Origin of the sequence: Ferrovibrio sp., from assembly GCF_002796975.1 — a bacterium.
In the GTDB taxonomy this organism is placed as follows: domain Bacteria; phylum Pseudomonadota; class Alphaproteobacteria; order Ferrovibrionales; family Ferrovibrionaceae; genus Ferrovibrio.
The window spans coordinates 64,343-82,224 of record NZ_PEKV01000004.1; the positions used below are offsets into that span (position 1 = coordinate 64,343).

Consider the following 17,882-nt stretch of genomic DNA (forward strand, 5'->3'; position numbering starts at 1 on the left):
GCCCGAACTATAACGCATCATTCGCTGGCGCTCCAGAAGAAATTGCACTATAATGCACTTCATGAGCGAGACACGGGACAAAACCGCCCCCGAAGATACCGCCTTTCTGCAGACAGTGGGCGAGCGCGTTCGCAATGCCCGTGCCCGCCGCGGCATGAGCCGCAAGATTCTGGCAAAGGATTCCGGCGTTTCCGAACGCTATCTGGCGCAGCTTGAAGGTGGGGCCGGCAATATCTCGATCCTGCTGCTGCGCCAGATCGCGCGCGCCATGGATCTGCCGATCACCGATTTCCTCGGCGACCGCGCCCCGCTCGGCGTCGATCAGGCTTTGCTGTTGCGCCAGATCGAAGATCTTTCGCCCGAGCAACTGCAGGAACTGCAGGGTTTCGTGCGCGACCGTTTCGGCGTGGCCGCCAGCGTGAAGCGCCATATCGCGCTGATCGGCCTGCGCGGCGCCGGCAAGACCACGCTGGGCCAACTGCTGGCGCAGGCTTTCGGCCTGCAATTCATCGAAATGGCCAAGGAAATCGAGATCGAGGCCGGGCTGTCGCTGAATGAGATTTTCGATCTTTACGGCCAGGCGGCCTATCGCCGCTTCGAGCGCCGCGCGCTGGAGCGCGTCACCGCCGATCCTGCGCCGAAGGTGATCGCCACCGGCGGCAGTCTGCCGTCCGAACCGGCGACCTATGCGCATCTGCTGTCGCACTGTTTCACCATCTGGCTGAAGGCTTCGCCCGAGGAACATATGGGTCGCGTGGTGGCGCAGGGCGACATGCGGCCCATTGCCGGCCAGTCCGAAGCCATGGCTGACCTGAAGCGCATCCTGGCTCAGCGGGAGGCGCTCTATACCCGCGCCGACATGAGTTTCGACACAGCCGGCAAGGCCGTGACCCAGGCTGCCGCCGATTTGGCGACGGCTTTGCGCGCCCATCCGGCATGGCTGGCCAGAGAAGCAGCCGAATGAGAGGCCACTGAGTAAGGCAGTAGCTGCAAGATAATTCTTGCATCGACCCGAAACTGCATTATAATGCACATACAGTTTCAGGGAGGATTGCCCCAATGGCCGAACAGATCAACGGCAGCCACGCGCCGGTCGATTTCCGCACCGAGCCGAGCCAGTACAAGCACTGGAAGCTGAGTCTCGACGGCGCCGTCGCCACGCTGGCGATGGATGTGCGCGAAGACGGTGGCCTCCGCCCCGGCTATGAGCTGAAGCTGAATTCCTACGATCTCGGCGTCGATATCGAACTGCATGATGCCGTGCAGCGCCTGCGCTTCGAGCATCCCGAAGTGCGCTCGGTCATCCTCACCTCCGCCAAGGAGCGCATCTTCTGCGCCGGCGCCAATATCCGCATGCTCAACCAGTCGGCGCATGGCTGGAAGGTGAACTTCTGCAAATTCACCAACGAGACCCGCAACGGCATCGAAGATGCCACGCATGAGTCGAAGCAGACCTATATCGCCGCCGTGAATGGCCCCTGCGCTGGTGGCGGCTACGAACTGGCGCTCGCCGCCGACTACATCCTGATGGCCGATGACGGCAACACCTCGGTTTCGCTGCCGGAAGTGCCGCTGCTCGCCGTGCTGCCCGGTACCGGTGGTCTTACCCGGCTGGTCGACAAGCGCATGGTGCGCCGCGACCGCGCCGACTTCTTCTGCACCATCGAGGAAGGCATCAAGGGCAAACGCGCCGTCGACTGGCGCCTGGTCGACGAGGTCGTGCCGCGCACCAAGCTGGCGGATGCGATGAAGGAAACCGCGCAGAAGTTCGCTGCCAAGTCCGACCGCCCCACTGACGCCCAGGGCATTGCGCTGTCAAAGCTGGAGCGCAAGATCGATGGCGACAGGATCAGCTACAGCCATGTCGAGGCCAAGCTGGATCGCGCCAAGGGCATCTGCGAGATCACCGTGCATGGCCCGAAGGAAGCCCCGCCCGCTTCCGTCGAGGCGATCCAGGCGCAGGGCGACAAGTTCTGGTCGCTGGCGCTGGCGCGCGAACTGGACGACCTGATCCTGCATCTGCGCACCAACGAAGAAACCACCGGCATGTGGGTGTTCCGCACCGAGGGCGATGCCGACAAGGTCGCGGCTTATGACGCCGCGCTGGAACAGCACAAGGCCCACTGGCTGGTACGCGAGATCCGCCTGTTCCTCAAGCGGGTGTTCAAGCGCATCGACGTGTCGTCGCGTTCCACCTTCGCGCTGATCGAGCCGGGCTCCTGTTTCACCGGCACGCTGCTCGAACTTGTCGTGGCAAGCGACCGCTCGTATATGCTGGACGGCCAGATGGAAGGCGACAACCGCCCGGCAGCGACTGTGCGCATGACGTCGATGAATTTCGGCGCCTATCCGATGGGCAACGGCCTGAGCCGTATCGCCAGCCGCAATCTCGACGATCCGTCGCGCACCGATGCAATGAAGAAGCTGATCGGCAACGACCTGGATGCCGAAGCCGCCGACGAGGTCGGCCTTGTCACCTTCACGCCGGACGACATCGACTGGGAAGACGAAGTGCGCATCGCCATCGAGGAGCGCGCCGCCTTCTCGCCCGACGCCCTCACCGGCATGGAAGCCTCATTGCGCTTTGGCGGTCCCGAGACGATGGAAACCAAGATCTTCGGTCGGCTGACGGCGTGGCAGAACTGGATTTTCCAGCGCCCGAACGCCGTTGGCGATCAAGGTGCGCTCAAGCTCTACGGCACCGGTCAGCGCGCCGGCTACGACCGCAAACGCGTTTAATCGAGTCAGGGAGAAGCACCATGGCGATCGACTACAATTCTCGCATCCCCAACAACGTCAATCTCTCCGACAACCGCCGCCTGCAGCGCGCGCTGGAAGAATGGCAACCGAAATTCCTCGACTGGTGGGGCGATATGGGCCCGGCCGGTTTCCAGGCGCGCGAGGCCTATCTACGCACCGCGATCAGCGTCGACAGCCAGGGCTGGGCGCATTTCGACTATGTGAAGATGCCCGACTATCGCTGGGGCATTTTCCTCGCCGAGCCGGAAGCCGACCGCAAGGTCAATTTCGGCGACCACAAGGGCGAAGCCGCCTGGCAGGAAGTGCCCGGCGAATATCGCGGCGTGCTGCGCCGCCTGATCGTCACCCAGGGCGATACCGAGCCGGCTTCGGTGGAGCAGCAGCGCCTGCTCGGCCAGACCTGCCCGTCGCTCTATGACATGCGTAACCTCTTCCAGGTCAATGTGGAGGAAGGCCGCCATCTCTGGGCCATGGTCTATCTGCTTGATGCCTATTTCGGCCGCGATGGCCGCGAGGAAGCCGAAGCCCTGCTGCAGCGCCGCTCGGGCGACGACGACAAGCCGCGCATCCTCGGCGCTTTCAACGAGGCGACGCCGGACTGGCTCAGCTTCTTCATGTTCACCTTCTTCACGGATCGCGACGGCAAGTTCCAGCTGGCCTCGCTGGCCGAGAGCGGTTTCGATCCGCTGTCCCGCACCTGCCGCTTCATGCTGACCGAAGAAGCGCATCACATGTTCGTCGGCGAAACCGGCATCAGCCGCGTGATCCAGCGCACCTGCGAGATCATGCGCGATTTTAAGACCGACGACGTGCGCAAGCACGGTGCGGTCGACCTGCCCACGCTGCAGAAGTATCTCAACTTCCACTTCTCGGTATCGGTCGATCTGTTCGGTTCTGAGATCTCCACCAATGCCGCCAACTACTACACGATGGGCATCAAGGGCCGCTTCGACGAGAACCGCATCGGCGACGACCACAAGCTGACCGACGCGTCGTATAAAGTGCTGGAAGCGCATGGCGATGGTTTCCGCGAAGTCGAAGCCTCGGCCCTGACCGCGCTCAACGAACGCCTGCGCGATGACTATGTCGCCGACTGCGCCCGCGGCGTGATGCGCTGGAACCAGATCATCAAACGCCATGGCATCGACTTCGAGTTGACGCTGCCGCATCGCGCCTTCAACCGCCAGATCGGCCAGTTCGCCGAACTGAAGGTCAGCCCCGAAGGCAAGATCGTCAGCCAGGCCGAATGGGACGCCAGGCATCACGACTGGCTGCCGACCGAAGACGACCGCCTCTATGTGATCAGCCTGATGAAGCCGGTGACCGAGATCGGTAAATATGCCGGCTGGATCGCCCCCCCCGCCCGCGGCATCAACAACCAGCCGACCGACTTCGAATACGTCCGCCCTTAAGGCGGTCCCAGTTCCCTCCCAGACTGATCCGGGCGTCCGAATCCCCTTCGGACGCCCTTTTTTCAGGCTCTTCTTTTTTGGGGGCCGGCTCCGTATCATCCGGCCATGACCGATTCAGCCAAGTTCAGCCCCGACCGCCCGTTTTCCTGCCCCCGTATCGTGCAATGGGGCGAATGCGACCCTGCCGGCATGGTCTACACCACGCAGTTCCTCGACTATGTGATGGAAACGCTGGAGGCCTTCTGGCGCGACGTGATCGGTTTCAGCTTCCTTCGCCTGCACAAGGAACTCGGCTACGGCTCGCCCACCGTCAGCACCAAGCTGGATTTCCAGCGCGCCCTGAAGGGCGGCGAGCCCTTCACGGTAGAGCTGCGCGTGGAAAAGCTGAGCCGCTCCACCATCACCTACGATTTCAAGGGACGCAACGCGGCCGGTGAAGTCTGCTTCACGGCGGCACATATCTCCTGCATCGTCGATGAGAAGATTTTGAAATCGGTGGAAATCCCGGAGCGTATCCGCGGCCCCATCGAAACCTATCGCCAGGCAACGACAGCCTAGTCACGGAACCCGCAGCATGACCGAGAGCCACAGCTATACCAAATTCTTCCCCGTCTCCTGGGAGGAGTTGCACCGTCACTGCAAGGCGCTGGCCTGGCGTCTGCTCGACAACGGCACGATCTACAAAGGCGTGGTGGCGATCACCCGCGGCGGCATGGTGCCCGCCGCCATCGTGGCACGCGAGCTGAACGTGCGCGTGATCGAGACGATCTCCTGCTCCACCTACAACGAGCTGGAACGCGGCACCAAGGTGAATGTGCTGAAGGATGCTACTGCCGCCATGCCCGACCAGGGCGAAGGCTGGCTGATCATCGACGACCTGGTCGATACCGGCATCACCGCCAAGGCCGTGCGCCAGCTGCTGCCCAAGGCGCATTTCGCCACCATCTATGCCAAGCCCTCAGGCCGGCCGATGGTCGACAGCTACATCACCGAAGTGAGCCAGGACACCTGGATCCTGTTCCCCTGGGACATGGAAGCGGTGATGTCGAAGCCGATCGTGGAACTGCGCAGCGGCCGCTAGTTCTGCTTCTTCGCCGCCGTCATCGCCCAGGCGACAGTGTCGCGCAGGATCTTGCCCAGCGCGTCATCGAAGGCTTCGACCACGTCCAGAATCCCCGCCGACTTCGCCGTGGCGCGCCGCTCGAAGGTGGCTGACGCCACGATCTGCTGGCGCGGCTGGGCGATCATCTTCGCCTGCAGGACGATCACCACTTCCGGCGCGGTCTGGCCGTCTTTCAGCATGGCCTGGAATTCGCGCAGGTCGCTTTTCAGGTTGAAATCCGAGCGCAGACCGACCGACTGGCGACCGACGGCGACGATCTTGCCAGTATTTTCGAAACTCTCGACCAGCAGGGTCTGCACCATGCGCGGCGCCCGCTCGGCCCAGCGGGCTTCGGCGTAATATTTCACCTCGTAAGGATTGGTGTAGATCGCGATCTTGTGGCTATCCAGGCCGCCGGCCGCGTAAGGCTCCTCCACCACCAGCTGCCAGTCGACGCGCGGCAGACTTTCCGGGAAGGTCGTCTTGGGTGAAAGGTTATAGATGTTGGACGGTGGCGCCTGCGGGATCAGGCCGCCACAGTCAGCCAAGGGTAAAGCGGCAGCGGCCAGCAGCAGGCTGCGTCTGGTGGTATTGCTCATCGGCGTCCACTCCCCCCTTCATTGCGGTATTCGGCATCGCGGTTCCCGAACAGCACCGCGCTCGGATTATCCTCCAGCCGCTGTGCCACCCGCGCCAGGCTGGAGACCAGCAGGCGGGTTTCCGCCATCAGGCGGCGGAATTCGCCGAAACCATCGCTGGTCATGGCGTTCAGCGGCACGCGATTCTCTTCCATGATCACCGTGGCCATGGCGAGCACCTCGTTGAGCTGCGCCATCGCCTTGCGTGCATCCTGCGCCGCCGCCGTGGCATCGCCTTCCAGCAAGCGGTTGGTGGTCTTCAGCGTGCCCTCGGCCTGGTCCATCACGCGATCCAGCTTGGCGGCGATCTGCTCGGCGGCGGCGGCCGCCTTGGCGATGTCGGTGCTGGTCTTGGAGAAGCTGTCGACCGCACCGGCAATCGCATCCTGGCGCTGCACCAGGGTCTGCGACAGCGAACGCAGGTCGGCAATGAAGCCGCCGAGATTCTGCAGATTCTCGTCACTCAACACCTGCGCAGCGCGCGTGACCAGATCGGGAGCGGCCTCGAACAGCGCCTCGATGGCCGAGGTGCGCGAGCGGATGGTCGGGTATTTCGACATGTCACGGCCGGCCACCACCGGCAGGATCGCCGCCTCGCGGCTGCCCGGCGAAATCTGCACAAACGACACGCCGGTGATGCCCTGCAGCTGCAGCGTGGCTTCCGAATCTTCCTTGATCGGCGTATCTCCGGCGACTTCCGCGATGACGCGCACGCGGCTGGTATCCACGCGGTCGATCAGGATCTGCGAGACGCTGCCGACCTTGATACCGTTGAAGCGCACATCGCCGCCGACACCGAGGCCGGCGACCGAGCCGCTGAAATAGATATTGTAGCGCCCGACTTCGCGGTCGACCTCGGTCTTCGCCAGCCAGAGCGCAAAGGCGACGATGAGTACCAGGAAGGCCAGCATGAAGCTGCCGATCAGCAGATGATGCGCCCGCGTTTCCATCTCACATCCTCTCGTCCAGCGTCGCCGTGATGGCGGCAGCCCGGGCCCGCGGCCCATGGAAATACTCGACCAGCCAGGGATGCTGCGCCTTCAGCATGACATCCATCGGTCCGGTCAGCAGCACCTTCTTCTCGGCCAGCACGGCGATACGGTCGCAAATGGCATGCAGCGAGTCGAGATCATGCGTCACCATGAATACCGTCAGACCGAGCGCGCGCTGCAGGTCGCGCACCAGCTGGTCGAAAGCCGCCGCGCCGATCGGGTCAAGTCCGGCGGTCGGTTCGTCGAAGAACACGACCTCGGGATCGAGCGCCAGCGCACGCGCCAGCCCCGCCCGCTTGCGCATGCCACCCGACAGTTCGGCCGGATATTTCGCACCGGCATCAGGCGATAGCCCGACCATAAACAGCTTCGCAGCCACGATCTCGTCCAGCAGGTCCTGCGGCAGATCGTAGAATTCCTTCAGCGGCACCTGGATATTCTGCGCCACCGTCAGCGAGGAAAACAACGCACCATCCTGGAACAGCACACCGAAACGCTGGCGCACCGCGCGCAGGTCTTCCGGACTGCCGTTGATCATGTCAGTGCCCAGCAGCCGGATGCTGCCGGTGACGGGATGATTGAGGCCAATGATGGTCCGCAGCAGGACCGACTTGCCAGTGCCGGATCCGCCGACCACGCCGATCACCTCGCCGCGATAGACGTCGAGATCGAGGTCCTGGTGGATCACATTGTCGTCGAACCGGTTCACCAGCCCGCGCACGCTGATCACGACATCCTGCAGTGTGTTCTCGGCCATGCTCAGATTCCAAGAAAATTGAACATGATGGAAAACAACGCATCGAACACGATCACCAGGAAAATCGACTGCACCACCGACCGCGTCGTCAGCCGGCCGACGCTTTCGGCATCGCGTTTCACCCGCAGGCCTTCGTAGCAGCCGACCAGCGCGATCAGGGCAGCGAAGACCGGCGCCTTGACGATGCCGACCACAAAGGTGCGCAGGCCGACCGCATCATGCAGGCGACCGAAAAACAGATCCGGGTTGATGCCGAGCGTGCTCCAGGCCATCAGCGCACCGCCGGCCAACCCCATGATGTCGGCGAAGAAGGTCAGCGCCGGCAATGTCAAAATCAGCGCGAACATGCGCGGCAGCACCAGCACCACCACCGGGTCGAGCCCGAGCGTGCGCATCGCCGCGACTTCCTCGTTCACCTTCATGGTGCCGATCTGGGCGGTGAAGGCACTGCCGGAGCGGCCGGCGATCAGGATCGAGGTGAGCAGCACGCCGAGTTCGCGCAGCACCGAGATGCCGATCAGGTCGACGACAAAAAGCTGTGCGCCAAATTTCTGCAGCTGGCTGGCACCCTGATAGGCCATGACCATGCCGATCAGGAAGGACAGCAGCCCGACGATGGGCAGCGCCTTGAGCCCGGTCTCCTCCATGTGATGGACCATGGAGGTGAAGCGCATCTGCCCCGGCCGGAAAGCGGTGAGAATCGCGGTCTCGGTCACTTCGCCGATAAAGGATGTGAAACGGCGCGCCTCGCGCGCGAAGAACATGGTAAGCCAGCCCAGATGCCGCACAAAGCCCGCAAAGCCGCCGTCGATCCTGGGCCAGACCGTGACCGCTTCGCCGCAGCCGCGCGCATAATCGACCAGCGCGCGATGCTCATGCCGCGGTTCGGGCCATTCCACCGAAAAGCCCTGATCCTCCAACTGGCGGTGCAGACGGGCGAGCAGTAAAGCCCCGGCGGTGTCGAGCCGGTTCAGGTTCCCGGTATCGAGCCTGGCATGTTGCTCGCCGCCGTCGCGGAGATGGTCGCGCAGCAGCCCGGCCGTCGCCAGGCCGCCCAGCCGGGCGAGCAGCGCACTGGCATGCGCCAGCGTCCAGTCGCCTGTCAGGCGGAACCGAAGCGTCCGTCCATCCCGTCCTGCCTGCAGCTTTCCGTCGGCCATATGTCCCTGAAACGCGAAAGAAGAAGCCTTGCCGAACAGTTAGCAGAAATGACAGTCTGGGAAAACCGATGCCCGATGACAGGTCGGCTATACCGCCCGTCCAGGGGCATCATCCGAGGGGGGAAACCATGCCGCGCTTTGCCGCCAACCTCAGCTTCCTGTTCCAGGATGAGCCCTTCCTCGACCGTTTTGCCGCCGCTGCCGACCAGGGCTTTCAGGCGGTGGAGTTCATGTTCCCCTACGATCATTCGGCCGCCGCCATCGCTTCGGCCGTGAAGGCCGCCGGACTGCAGGTGGCGCTGTTCAACACCCCGGCCGGCGACTGGGCCAAGGGTGAGCGCGGACTGGCTGCCCTGCCCAACCGGCGGCAGGATTTCCGCGCCGCCATGGCCCGCGCCTTCGAATATGCCGAAGCCTATAACTGCCCACGTATCCATGTGGTGGCCGGCATGCAGCCGGCCGGTGTCGACCGTCGCACCATGGAAGCCTGCTTCATGGATAACCTTGCCTGGGCGGCGGAGCAGGCTTCGGGATTGGGTCTCATACTGATGCTCGAGCCACTCAACCAGCGCGACAATCCGGGCTTCTTCCTCAGCGATTTCGATTTCGCCGAGAAGGTGATCGCCGATATCGGCGCCCCCAACCTGCGTCTGCAATTCGACGTTTATCATGCGCAAATCACGCATGGCGATCTCACCAAACGCATCGAGCGGCAGATGCCCTGGATCGGCCATGTTCAGATCGCCAACCCACCCGACCGCCGGGAACCGGGCAATGGCGAAATCGAGTACCGCCATATTTTCGAGACCTTCGACCGGCTCGGCTATGACGGCTGGATCGGCTGCGAATATCGTCCTGCCGGCAGCACGGTGGACAGTCTCGGCTGGATCAGAGACTACGGCGTCGTGCCGCCGAAGAAGCCGGTCAATCCATAAGACTGGGCAGCCAGAGCGCTATCGCCGGGAAGCCGATCAGCAGGCCGACGCGCACCAGATCGGCCAGCACGAAGGGCAGGATGCCGCGGATCACGGTTTCCAGCTTCACGTTGCCGACACCCTGGATGACAAACAGGTTCATGCCGACCGGCGGCACGATCATGCCGATCTCGACGATGGTGACCATGTAGATGCCGAACCACACCGGATCGATGCCGAGCGCCTGCACCAGCGGAAAAACGAAGGGCAGCGTCAGCAGCATCATCGCCAGGTCATCCATCAGCGCACCGAGGATGACGTAGAAGCCGGTCAGCAGAATGAGGAACAGCACGGGGTTGAGATTCAGTGCCTGGATCTGCTGCACCACGAATTGCGGCGCATTGGTCACTTCGAGGAAGAAGTTGAACAGGCCGGCACCGATCAGGATCAGGAAGATCATGGCGCTGGTCGCCGCGGTCTCGCGAAGCGAGTCGCGGAAACGACCAAGCGTCATCGAACGGCTGACCAGCGCAAACAGCAATGCACCGACTGCGCCAACCGACGCCGCTTCATTGGGCGAGAAGACCCCGATGAACATGCCACCGATCACGATGGTGAACAGCAGGAAGACCGGCCAGACTGTTTTCAGTGTACGGCGACGCTGCGACCAGGGCATGCGTTCGCCTGCCGGGCCGATGGCAGGATTGAACCGCGTTGCGACCGTGATTGCCAGCATGTAAAGGCCAGTCCCCAGCAGGCCGGGCAGCAGGGCTGCGACGTAGAGTTTACCGAGCGACTGTTCGGTGAGCAGCGCATAGATCAGCAGGATGATTGAGGGCGGGATTAGAATCCCGAGTGTGCCGCCGGCTGCGATGGTAGCTGAAGCAAGACTGTCGGCATAACCGTGCCGACGCATCTCGGGCAGCGCCACGCGGCACATGGTAGCAGCGGTGGCAATCGCAGAGCCACAGATCGAGCCGAAGGCCGCGCAGGCGCCGATGGTGGCCAGCGCCAGCCCGCCGCGATAGTGGCCAACGAAAGCATAGGCCGCGTCATAGAGCTGCCGCGAGAGCCCGGCGTAGGTGGCGAACACGCCCATCATCACAAACAGCGGCACGATGGAGAGGCTATAGGGAATGACGGATTCAAACGGCGACGAACCCATCACATAGGCCAGTCCGTCCCAACCCTGCAACCAGAAGAAGCCGGCCGCACCGACAACGCCCATCGCCACCGCAACAGGCACCTGCACGAACATCAGCAGCAGCACGACGCCGAAGCCGATCACACCAAGCCAGGCGGCAGACATCACAGCACCTCCGCCTGCTGTTCCATCGGCGCGATGACCTCGCGGCCGGTGAATACGACCGCCAGATGGCGCAGCACGATCAGCACAATCAGTGCGACCGTGAAGAAGGCACCGGCAAGCAGCGGATACCAGAACCAGATCATCGGCAATGCGATGGTTTGCGATTTGTCGCCCATCATGGCAACCGTCTGCGCCTGGCCGATGCCGAACCAGCCGATGGCCAGCATCAGCGCGCCACCCAACAACGCCGAGAAGGCGCGGCAAAGCGCGCGAGCACGTAACGGCAACCGAGTGGTGACGATATCGACCGCGACATGGCTGTCGCTCATGAAGCCATAGGGAATGGTGAGGAAGGCGCAGCCGACGATCATCAGCTGCGTGATATCCACCGTGCCGAGAATGCCCTGCCCGCCGAAATTGCGGATTGCGATGTCGAGGCAGGTGAAGAGACCGGCCAGCAGCGCGCAAAAAGCGCCGATCTTGCCGGCCCAGGACGCAGCCCGTTCCGCCAGACGGTAAAGAGCGATCATCGACAGGTCCGCCGGGATAAATATGGGACTACAAAAATATCCCGCCGCCTGACAGGCGGCGGGATCGTACAGGATCGGCGCTGATTACTTTTTGGCGCCTTCATATTTGGCAATGCGCTGCTGCATCTCGGCATAGATGGCGCGGGCATCCTTCACGCCCTGGCCTTCCAGATCGGTGAGCAGCTTCTCGGTGGTCGGCTTCAGCGTATCGCGCCAGCGCGCACGTTCTGCGGCGCTCAGCGACGTCATCGTGTTACCCTTCTTGGTCGCCGCCTCAAGACCCGGCGCATCCCACTGGTTCCACCAGTCGCCGAAGCGCTCGGTCAGCGCAGACCCCGTGGTATCGTCGATCGCTTTTTTCACGTCGGCCGGCAGGCTGTCGTATTTCCGCTTGTTCATCACGAAATAGAAGCTGGCCGTATAGGAACGTGCATCGAGGTGGTACTTGGTCACCTCGAAGAGACGGAAGGAGTTGATCGGATCCCACGGGAAAACCGCGCCATCGATCACGCCGCGCTGCAGGTTCTCGTAGACGTCGCCCGGCGGCAGGCCGACCGGCGTGGCACCCAGCTGCTGCAGCATGGCGTTGATCTGCGGGCTGGGGGAACGGATACGCAGCCCTTTCAGGTCATCCATGGTTTTGACCTGCTTCTCGCGCGTATGGATCAGGCCGGCGTTATGCGCATGCAGACCCAGCACTTTTACCGTATCGGGGAATTCCTTCGCGAAATGCTTGGGATACATCTCCCACAGCGTACGGCTGGCGGCATTCGCCGTTTCGACCAGGAACGGGAATTCGATGATGCCCATGCGGTTGAAACGGCCGGCCGGCACGCCGCGCAGGCCATGCGCGATATCCACCACACCGCTCACCGCCTGCTCAAGCTGGCGCGCCGGATTGCCGAAGGCGCTCCCCGCCGGGAAGATGGTCAGTTTGACCTTGCCGTTGGTGCGCTTGGCCAGTTCTTCGCCCCAGGGCACAAACCAGTCGCGATGCATGCCATGGCCGGGCGGAAGAAAATGGCTCATCTTGAGCTCGATTTCCTGCGCCATCGTCGGAAATGCTGCGGTTGCGAAAAGCGAAACGGCTAGTGCGGCCGGCGCCCATTTGCCGATCAGACGGGTTAATTTGACTGGCACGATGCGTCCTCCCAGACGATATGTTCAGTATGGCATTTTGCCTTGCGTCCTGTTTAGTTACAACTGTAACTAAGGTCAAGGTGGCCCGTCCCAGGCGAGTTTCCGAAGAATTAGGTTACTGCCTGAATACGTAGACGGCCCATAGGCTTGCGCCTATTGTGGCGCCGGCAGAAACCGGTGGGTGGGTCCGCCGCGGAATAAAGGGATTGCAGCTTGGCGCGTCTGGTCACAGTGGCTGGCCTGGCTCTCGTATTGGGCATTCTGATCGGCATCGGCGCAGTCTCGCTCGACCGCGCGATGCAGGTGCCTGAAGCGCGTGCCATCAAAGAACCCGATACCGCGCAGACGGCTGCCCCCGCCGTCGTCGAGGCTCCAGGCAGGCGCATCACCCTCCGCATGGCCAGTGCAGCGCCTACATCAGCGCCGCAAATCGGCACGATGGCAGTCACAATGGTCCAGAAGCTGCAGATCGCCTCCGACAGCAATATCGAAGTCAAGCTGTTCGAGCCCAATGTGCTGGCGCCGAATGCCGAGCTGTTCGACAAGGTGTCGAATGGTGAGATCGATGCCGTCTGGTCCTCGCCGAATTTCTTTGCCCAGCGCGATTCGGTNNTATGGCGGCGGCCAGGAACTGATGGACGGCACATTCGCCCGCTTCAACATCAAGCCGATCGTCTGCACCGTGCTGCCGCCGGAATCAGGTGGCTGGTTCCGCCGGGAGGTCAATACGGTGGAAGATCTCAAGGGCCTGCGGATGCGCTTCATGGGCATCGGCGCCAAGGTGATCAGCCGGCTGGGCGTCGAGACCGTGGCGCTGAATGGCGGCGATACTTTCCAGGCCCTGCAGACCGGCAGTATCGATGCAGCCGAATTCTCCCTGCCCTTCGTCGACGTGCGATACGGTTTCGACAAGGCCGCCAGCCACTATTACTTCCCCGGCTGGCATCAGCAGAGTTCGCTGATCACCATGCTGATCAACACCAAGGTGTGGGAGGGCATGACTGATGCCCAGCGCGCCACGATCAACAATGCCTGCGGCGACAATATCCGCGAAAGCCTGGCAGAAGGCGAAGTACAGCAGGTTCAGGCGTTGCAGGAAATCCGCCAGCGCGGGGTCAAGGTCCATACCCTGCCCAAGCCGGTGATAGATGCGCTGAAATCCTCGTGGATCCAGGTGGTGAAGGAAGAAAGTGCCGCCAACCCGGAATTCAAGAAGGTGTGGGAGTCATTTCACGGCTTCCGCAAGTCCTACGCCGAATGGCGCGGCCTCGGCTATCTACCGTAACGCGGCTACCTGCCCTAAGCGGCGAGAGAGCGGCGCAGCTGGCGCAGTTGGCGCTCCACCGAAATATCGATCGAGGCGGTCACTTCCAGGCTGCGGTCTTCCAGCGCATCGCCGCGCGGATTGGCGCGACCGCGAGCTTCTACGGCATCGTCGCGGCGGCGGATCAGATCGATGATTTCGGGCTGAAACAGGCGCAACAGGCCGTTGAGCCAGCGGTTGACCGGCGACGACGGCCAGGTGTGGCGCAATTCGAAACGTTCCAGCATGGCGATCACGTCGCGCGCAGCAAACCAGGTTTCGTCGGTCACCCAGCGATTGACGGTGAACAGCCGGATCGGCTGGCCATAATGGTCCATCGCCACGCCGACGATATGGGCGAGCGCCTGTTCACCGCGCGGCCAGTGTTCGCCGACCTTCTGCTTCGGTGAACAGCGACCGACGCCTGTCTTCACATAGCGGGCAGGCTCGAACTGTTCTCCCAGAAACTGCGGGCGCTGGAAGATGTGGAAGTGGCCATGCTCGCGGCCGTCGTTGCGATGGGCATGATAGTAATACTGCGCGCCGGTCTGCGGATCGAATACGTCGCCAGCGGGGTAATGCTGCTGCTCGAAGAAATCCTCCTCGCCGCGCAATAGTTCGGCCACCAAGTTGCTGCGCTTGGCTGCCAGATCCTGCTGGATCTTCAACACTTCGCCGCCCGCCGCCACCATTGTCTGCAGCCGGACCGTCCCCGGATTGGCCATCATATTCATCGAAACCGCTCTCCTGTACTCAGGCGGGGCAGTTAAGCAGCCGCCCTGTTAAGCGGTGGTAAATGCGACAAGGCGCCACGGTTGTTCGAGCGAGTCGCTGTGCTATTTTTTTGGCAGGCCGGATTCCCGGTCCGTCCGAGCACAATTCGATCTGCCAGACACAAAAAACGCCGATATTTAAGGAGCCTCCCAGATGCTGCGAGTCGTTCTCTCCGCCCTCGCCCTCCTGTCCCTGACCTTGACTGTCAGCAGCGCCCAGGCCGCCGGCAACCCGGAGGAAGGCCGCAAGACTTTCGCCAAATGCCGCGCCTGCCATCAACTCGATGCCGGCAAACATGCCGTCGGCCCCTCGTTGAAGGGCCTGTTCGGCCGCAAGGCGGGGACCGCCGAGGGGTACAAATATTCCGACGCGATGAAGAATTCCGGCGTCACCTGGAATGACGAAACTATCGCGCAATATCTCGCCGACCCGAAGTCCTTCATCAAGGGCAACAAGATGGTCTTTCCCGGCATCAAGCGGGAAACCGAAGTCGCCGACCTGATCGCTTACCTCAAGGACGCAACGAAGTAACAGTCCAGCCGGGCTGTCACAGCCCCCTCTTCCTCCGTCTCGCCCGGTTGGCTAAGGTCGCCGGGCAGAGATGGAGGAAGCGATGCCCGTTTACGGCCCCGACGTGGTGCTGAACAATCCCGCCTATATCCACGATACCGCGCAGATCTACGGCAAGGTGCGGCTGGAAGAAGGCAGCTCGGTCTGGATCAATGTGGCCGCGCGGGCCGAAAATTACGAAATCGTCATCGGCGCCTACACCAATGTGCAGGATTTCTCGATGCTGCATGTCGGCAGCCAGACCGGCACCTATGTGGGTGCGCATTGCTCGGTCACGCATCACTGCACGATCCATGGCTGCACGATTGGCGACAACTGCCTGATCGGCATCGGCTCGACGATCATGGACGGCTGCGTGATCGGCAACAACTGCATCATCGGCGGGCACACGTTCCTTAAAGAGGGAACAGTGGTCCCCGACAATTCGGTGGTGGTGGGCAGCCCCGGCAAAGTGATCAAGACGCAGAACAACTACGTGCGCTGCCGCCTGAATGCCTATCTGTATTACCGCAATGCCCTGGCTTACAAGCAGGGCCAGTACCGCGACTGGGATGCACCGGACATGGCCAAAGCGGTCGGCGCCGAAATCGCCCGCCTGACCGAAGAGCTGAAGGCCCTGGAAGCCGCCGGCAGGGCCTGATCCGACCTCCTGTCCCTGCCGATATTGCTTTTTCGGCCTGAATTCCGCCGCTTTTGCCGCGCAGGAATCCAGCCATGACGCCGTGTAGGGTATCGAGATCAACGATGAGCAGGACATCGCCGCATGTTCGCCTCTCTCGCCCTGCCCCGGCTGGAAACCATCCCGGCTGACCGCAGCATGAGCGATATCGATACCGCACTGATGCACCGGGTCGCACGCGGCGACCATGCGGCCTATCGCCTGCTGGTCGACAAATACCTGCGCCATGCCGTCACCGTGGCCTATCGCGTGCTGTTCAACCGCAACGATGCCGAAGAGGTGGCGCAGGAAGCCTTCCTGCGCGTCTGGCGGCATGCCGCACGCTGGCGCGCCGATGGTGGTGCCAGCTTCAAGACCTGGCTGAACCGCGTGGTGGTCAATCTGTGCATCGACCGCAAGCGCCGGCCGGGCATGGCCGCGCTGGACGACCAGGTCGAGATTGTCGATGAGGATCGCGCCACGCCCTATGAAGACCGGCTGGCGACTGAGACCAGCGACCGCGTGGCGCTGGCGCTGCACAAGCTGCCCGAACGGCAGCGCGCCGCCATTCTGCTCTGCTTCTGGGAGGGCGAAAGCAATATCGACGCCGCGAAGGCGCTGGATATCAGCGTCGGCGCTCTGGAATCCCTGCTGATCCGCGCCAAACGCACGCTGCGCGACGACCTGCGCTCCGCGCTCGGTCCGCCAAATGCTCCTGGGGAGTAACACCATGAACCTCGAACGCTTCCTCGATCTGCTCGATGCCCATGGCGCCGATCTCGACCGCTGGCCACAGAATGAACAGGCCGCCGCCACCGGATTTCTTGCCGCCCGTTCCGATGCCCGCGAAGCGCAGCGTCGCGCTGCCGCGGTGGATGCCCAACTGCTGCGCGCCAACCTGCCCGAGATCGAGCCGAGCGATGCTCTACGCCAACACGTGCTGGCGCAGGTCGCCAACCTGCCGCCGGCGATCGCCGCGCCCGCCACCGACTGGCGTGCCCAGGTGACCGAAGCACTCGCGCTGCTGTTCCCGACCGGCCGCCGCATGCCGCAGTTTGCTGCGCTGGCCCTTGCGCTGACGATCGGTGTCAGCGCCGGCTTCGTCAATTTCGGCCTGCTCGATGCGCAGGAGGCCGACCTCGTCACCGTGCAGATTGCATCTGCCACGCCATTCCTGAGTGAGGACTAAAGCCATGTCCGAGACCGTCACCCCACCTCCCGCCAAGTCCAGGGTCAACCGCTGGCTCGCTGTCGCGCTGATCGCCTCGGTGGCGATCAACCTCGGTTTCGCCGGGTTCGGTGCGGTGCGTTATTTCAAGTATCGCGAATTCGCTGAACGCCGCGGCTGGCAGATCGAGGACCAGGTGGCGCGCCGCTTGCCTGACAATGCCCGGCAGGCCTTCCGCCAGGCCTTCGAGGAAGGCCGCAAGGGCGGCAATGTTTCGCATCATCAAATGCGCCGCGATCTTTCGGCAGCGCTGGGCGCCAAGCCCTATGACCATAACCGCCTGGCCGCCGTGCTGGACGAGCACCGCCGCCGGCTCGACCAGCTGCAGGCCGGCATGCAGGCCGGCATGCTTGCGGCTGCCGATGCCATGACGCCGGAACAGCGCCAGGAATTTGCCGAGCGCATGCTGCGCCACGGCTCCAAGCAGAAGCGCGACGAGATGCCGCCCCCATCTCCGTCGCCGCGTCACTAAGACCAGCCGAACCATTCACGACACAGCCTGCACCGCTTGTCTCAGCGATGCAGGCTGGTTAGCGTGGATGCTCCCGAAGGGTCTTTCTGGGGTCATCCATGCTCAATGTCGTCATTACCGGCGGTGCCGGCTTTATCGGCCAGAAACTGGCTGCTGAATTGCT

General features: G+C 62.8%; 20 protein-coding genes. 12 read left to right on the top strand and 8 right to left on the bottom strand.

Annotated elements, in window-relative coordinates; genetic code table 11:
* Window positions 1-61 precede the first annotated feature (61 nt).
* The 5 genes from CTR53_RS02940 to gpt all read left to right on the top strand — a co-directional run bounded on the left by CTR53_RS02940 (window position 62) and on the right by gpt (window position 5,253).
* Window positions 62-964 (top strand): helix-turn-helix transcriptional regulator, encoded by a 903-nt coding sequence (locus CTR53_RS02940; RefSeq protein ID WP_290809302.1) that lies wholly within the window; start codon window positions 62-64, stop codon window positions 962-964.
* 95 nt (window positions 965-1,059) lie between these two features.
* Complete coding sequence (boxC, locus tag CTR53_RS02945) at window positions 1,060-2,739, top strand: 2,3-epoxybenzoyl-CoA dihydrolase (protein ID WP_290809303.1); 1,680 nt, start codon at window positions 1,060-1,062, stop codon at window positions 2,737-2,739.
* A 20-nt stretch (window positions 2,740-2,759) separates the two neighbouring features.
* Complete coding sequence (gene boxB, locus CTR53_RS02950) at window positions 2,760-4,172, top strand: benzoyl-CoA 2,3-epoxidase subunit BoxB (RefSeq protein WP_290809304.1); 1,413 nt, start codon at window positions 2,760-2,762, stop codon at window positions 4,170-4,172.
* A 105-nt stretch (window positions 4,173-4,277) separates the two neighbouring features.
* The gene (locus CTR53_RS02955; protein WP_290809305.1) at window positions 4,278-4,730 is read left to right on the top strand and encodes a thioesterase family protein; all 453 of its coding nucleotides are present in this window, start codon (window positions 4,278-4,280) and stop codon (window positions 4,728-4,730) included.
* A gap of 16 nt (window positions 4,731-4,746) precedes the next feature.
* Window positions 4,747-5,253 carry a xanthine phosphoribosyltransferase gene (gene gpt / locus CTR53_RS02960; RefSeq protein WP_290809306.1) on the top strand — a complete coding sequence of 169 codons (507 nt, stop codon included), beginning with the start codon at window positions 4,747-4,749 and terminating at the stop codon, window positions 5,251-5,253.
* Here gpt and CTR53_RS02965 read toward each other — a convergent pair.
* The 4 genes from CTR53_RS02965 to CTR53_RS02980 are packed head-to-tail and all read right to left on the bottom strand — an operon-like array spanning window position 5,250 to window position 8,821.
* Window positions 5,250-5,873: an ABC-type transport auxiliary lipoprotein family protein gene (locus CTR53_RS02965; protein ID WP_290809307.1), complete on the bottom strand. Its 624-nt coding sequence runs from the start codon at window positions 5,871-5,873 to the stop codon at window positions 5,250-5,252. The genes gpt and CTR53_RS02965 overlap by 4 nt on opposite strands.
* Window positions 5,870-6,862 carry an MlaD family protein gene (locus CTR53_RS02970; RefSeq protein WP_290809308.1) on the bottom strand — a complete coding sequence of 331 codons (993 nt, stop codon included), beginning with the start codon at window positions 6,860-6,862 and terminating at the stop codon, window positions 5,870-5,872. Before CTR53_RS02970 ends, CTR53_RS02965 begins: the two co-directional genes overlap by 4 nt.
* A 1-nt stretch (window position 6,863) precedes the next feature.
* Entirely contained in the window at window positions 6,864-7,661 is a 798-nt protein-coding gene (locus tag CTR53_RS02975) for an ABC transporter ATP-binding protein (RefSeq protein WP_290809309.1), read from the bottom strand.
* A gap of 2 nt (window positions 7,662-7,663) precedes the next feature.
* Entirely contained in the window at window positions 7,664-8,821 is a 1,158-nt protein-coding gene (locus CTR53_RS02980) for an MlaE family lipid ABC transporter permease subunit (protein WP_290809310.1), read from the bottom strand.
* A 128-nt stretch (window positions 8,822-8,949) separates the two neighbouring features.
* Here CTR53_RS02980 and otnI point away from each other — a divergent pair, with 128 nt between their 5' ends.
* Window positions 8,950-9,756 carry a 2-oxo-tetronate isomerase gene (gene otnI / locus CTR53_RS02985; RefSeq protein WP_290809311.1) on the top strand — a complete coding sequence of 269 codons (807 nt, stop codon included), beginning with the start codon at window positions 8,950-8,952 and terminating at the stop codon, window positions 9,754-9,756.
* On the opposite strand, the gene CTR53_RS02990 is transcribed toward otnI, so the two are convergent.
* From CTR53_RS02990 to CTR53_RS03000, 3 genes are all read right to left on the bottom strand, one after another.
* A complete protein-coding gene (locus CTR53_RS02990; protein WP_290809312.1) occupies window positions 9,746-11,044 on the bottom strand; it encodes a TRAP transporter large permease in 1,299 nt (432 codons plus the stop codon). The genes otnI and CTR53_RS02990 overlap by 11 nt on opposite strands.
* Window positions 11,044-11,574, bottom strand: coding sequence for a TRAP transporter small permease (locus tag CTR53_RS02995; protein WP_290809313.1), 531 nt, complete (start codon window positions 11,572-11,574; stop codon window positions 11,044-11,046). The genes CTR53_RS02990 and CTR53_RS02995 overlap by 1 nt, the downstream gene beginning before the upstream one ends.
* 84 nt (window positions 11,575-11,658) lie before the next feature.
* Window positions 11,659-12,603, bottom strand: coding sequence for a TRAP transporter substrate-binding protein (locus tag CTR53_RS03000; RefSeq protein WP_290809314.1), 945 nt, complete (start codon window positions 12,601-12,603; stop codon window positions 11,659-11,661).
* 745 nt (window positions 12,604-13,348) lie between these two features.
* Here CTR53_RS03000 and CTR53_RS03005 point away from each other — a divergent pair.
* Complete coding sequence (locus CTR53_RS03005) at window positions 13,349-13,999, top strand: TRAP transporter substrate-binding protein (RefSeq protein WP_290809315.1); 651 nt, start codon at window positions 13,349-13,351, stop codon at window positions 13,997-13,999.
* Window positions 14,000-14,013: 14 nt separating this feature from the next.
* Here the strand turns inward: CTR53_RS03005 and CTR53_RS03010 are convergent, their stop codons facing one another.
* Window positions 14,014-14,751 (bottom strand): hypothetical protein, encoded by a 738-nt coding sequence (locus CTR53_RS03010; protein ID WP_290809316.1) that lies wholly within the window; start codon window positions 14,749-14,751, stop codon window positions 14,014-14,016.
* Between the two features lie 193 nt (window positions 14,752-14,944).
* On the opposite strand from CTR53_RS03010, the gene CTR53_RS03015 reads away from it, so the two are divergent.
* From CTR53_RS03015 to CTR53_RS03035, 5 genes are all read left to right on the top strand, one after another.
* Window positions 14,945-15,322, top strand: a complete 378-nt coding sequence (locus tag CTR53_RS03015; protein WP_290809317.1) for a cytochrome c family protein — start codon at window positions 14,945-14,947, stop codon at window positions 15,320-15,322.
* Between the two features lie 82 nt (window positions 15,323-15,404).
* Window positions 15,405-16,001 (top strand): gamma carbonic anhydrase family protein, encoded by a 597-nt coding sequence (locus CTR53_RS03020; protein WP_290809318.1) that lies wholly within the window; start codon window positions 15,405-15,407, stop codon window positions 15,999-16,001.
* 123 nt (window positions 16,002-16,124) lie between these two features.
* A complete protein-coding gene (locus tag CTR53_RS03025) occupies window positions 16,125-16,745 on the top strand; it encodes a sigma-70 family RNA polymerase sigma factor (protein ID WP_290809319.1) in 621 nt (206 codons plus the stop codon).
* Window positions 16,746-16,749: 4 nt separating this feature from the next.
* A complete protein-coding gene (locus CTR53_RS03030) occupies window positions 16,750-17,208 on the top strand; it encodes a hypothetical protein (RefSeq protein ID WP_290809320.1) in 459 nt (152 codons plus the stop codon).
* Between the two features lie 4 nt (window positions 17,209-17,212).
* Window positions 17,213-17,719, top strand: coding sequence for a periplasmic heavy metal sensor (locus tag CTR53_RS03035; protein WP_290809321.1), 507 nt, complete (start codon window positions 17,213-17,215; stop codon window positions 17,717-17,719).
* Window positions 17,720-17,882: the final 163 nt, after the last annotated feature.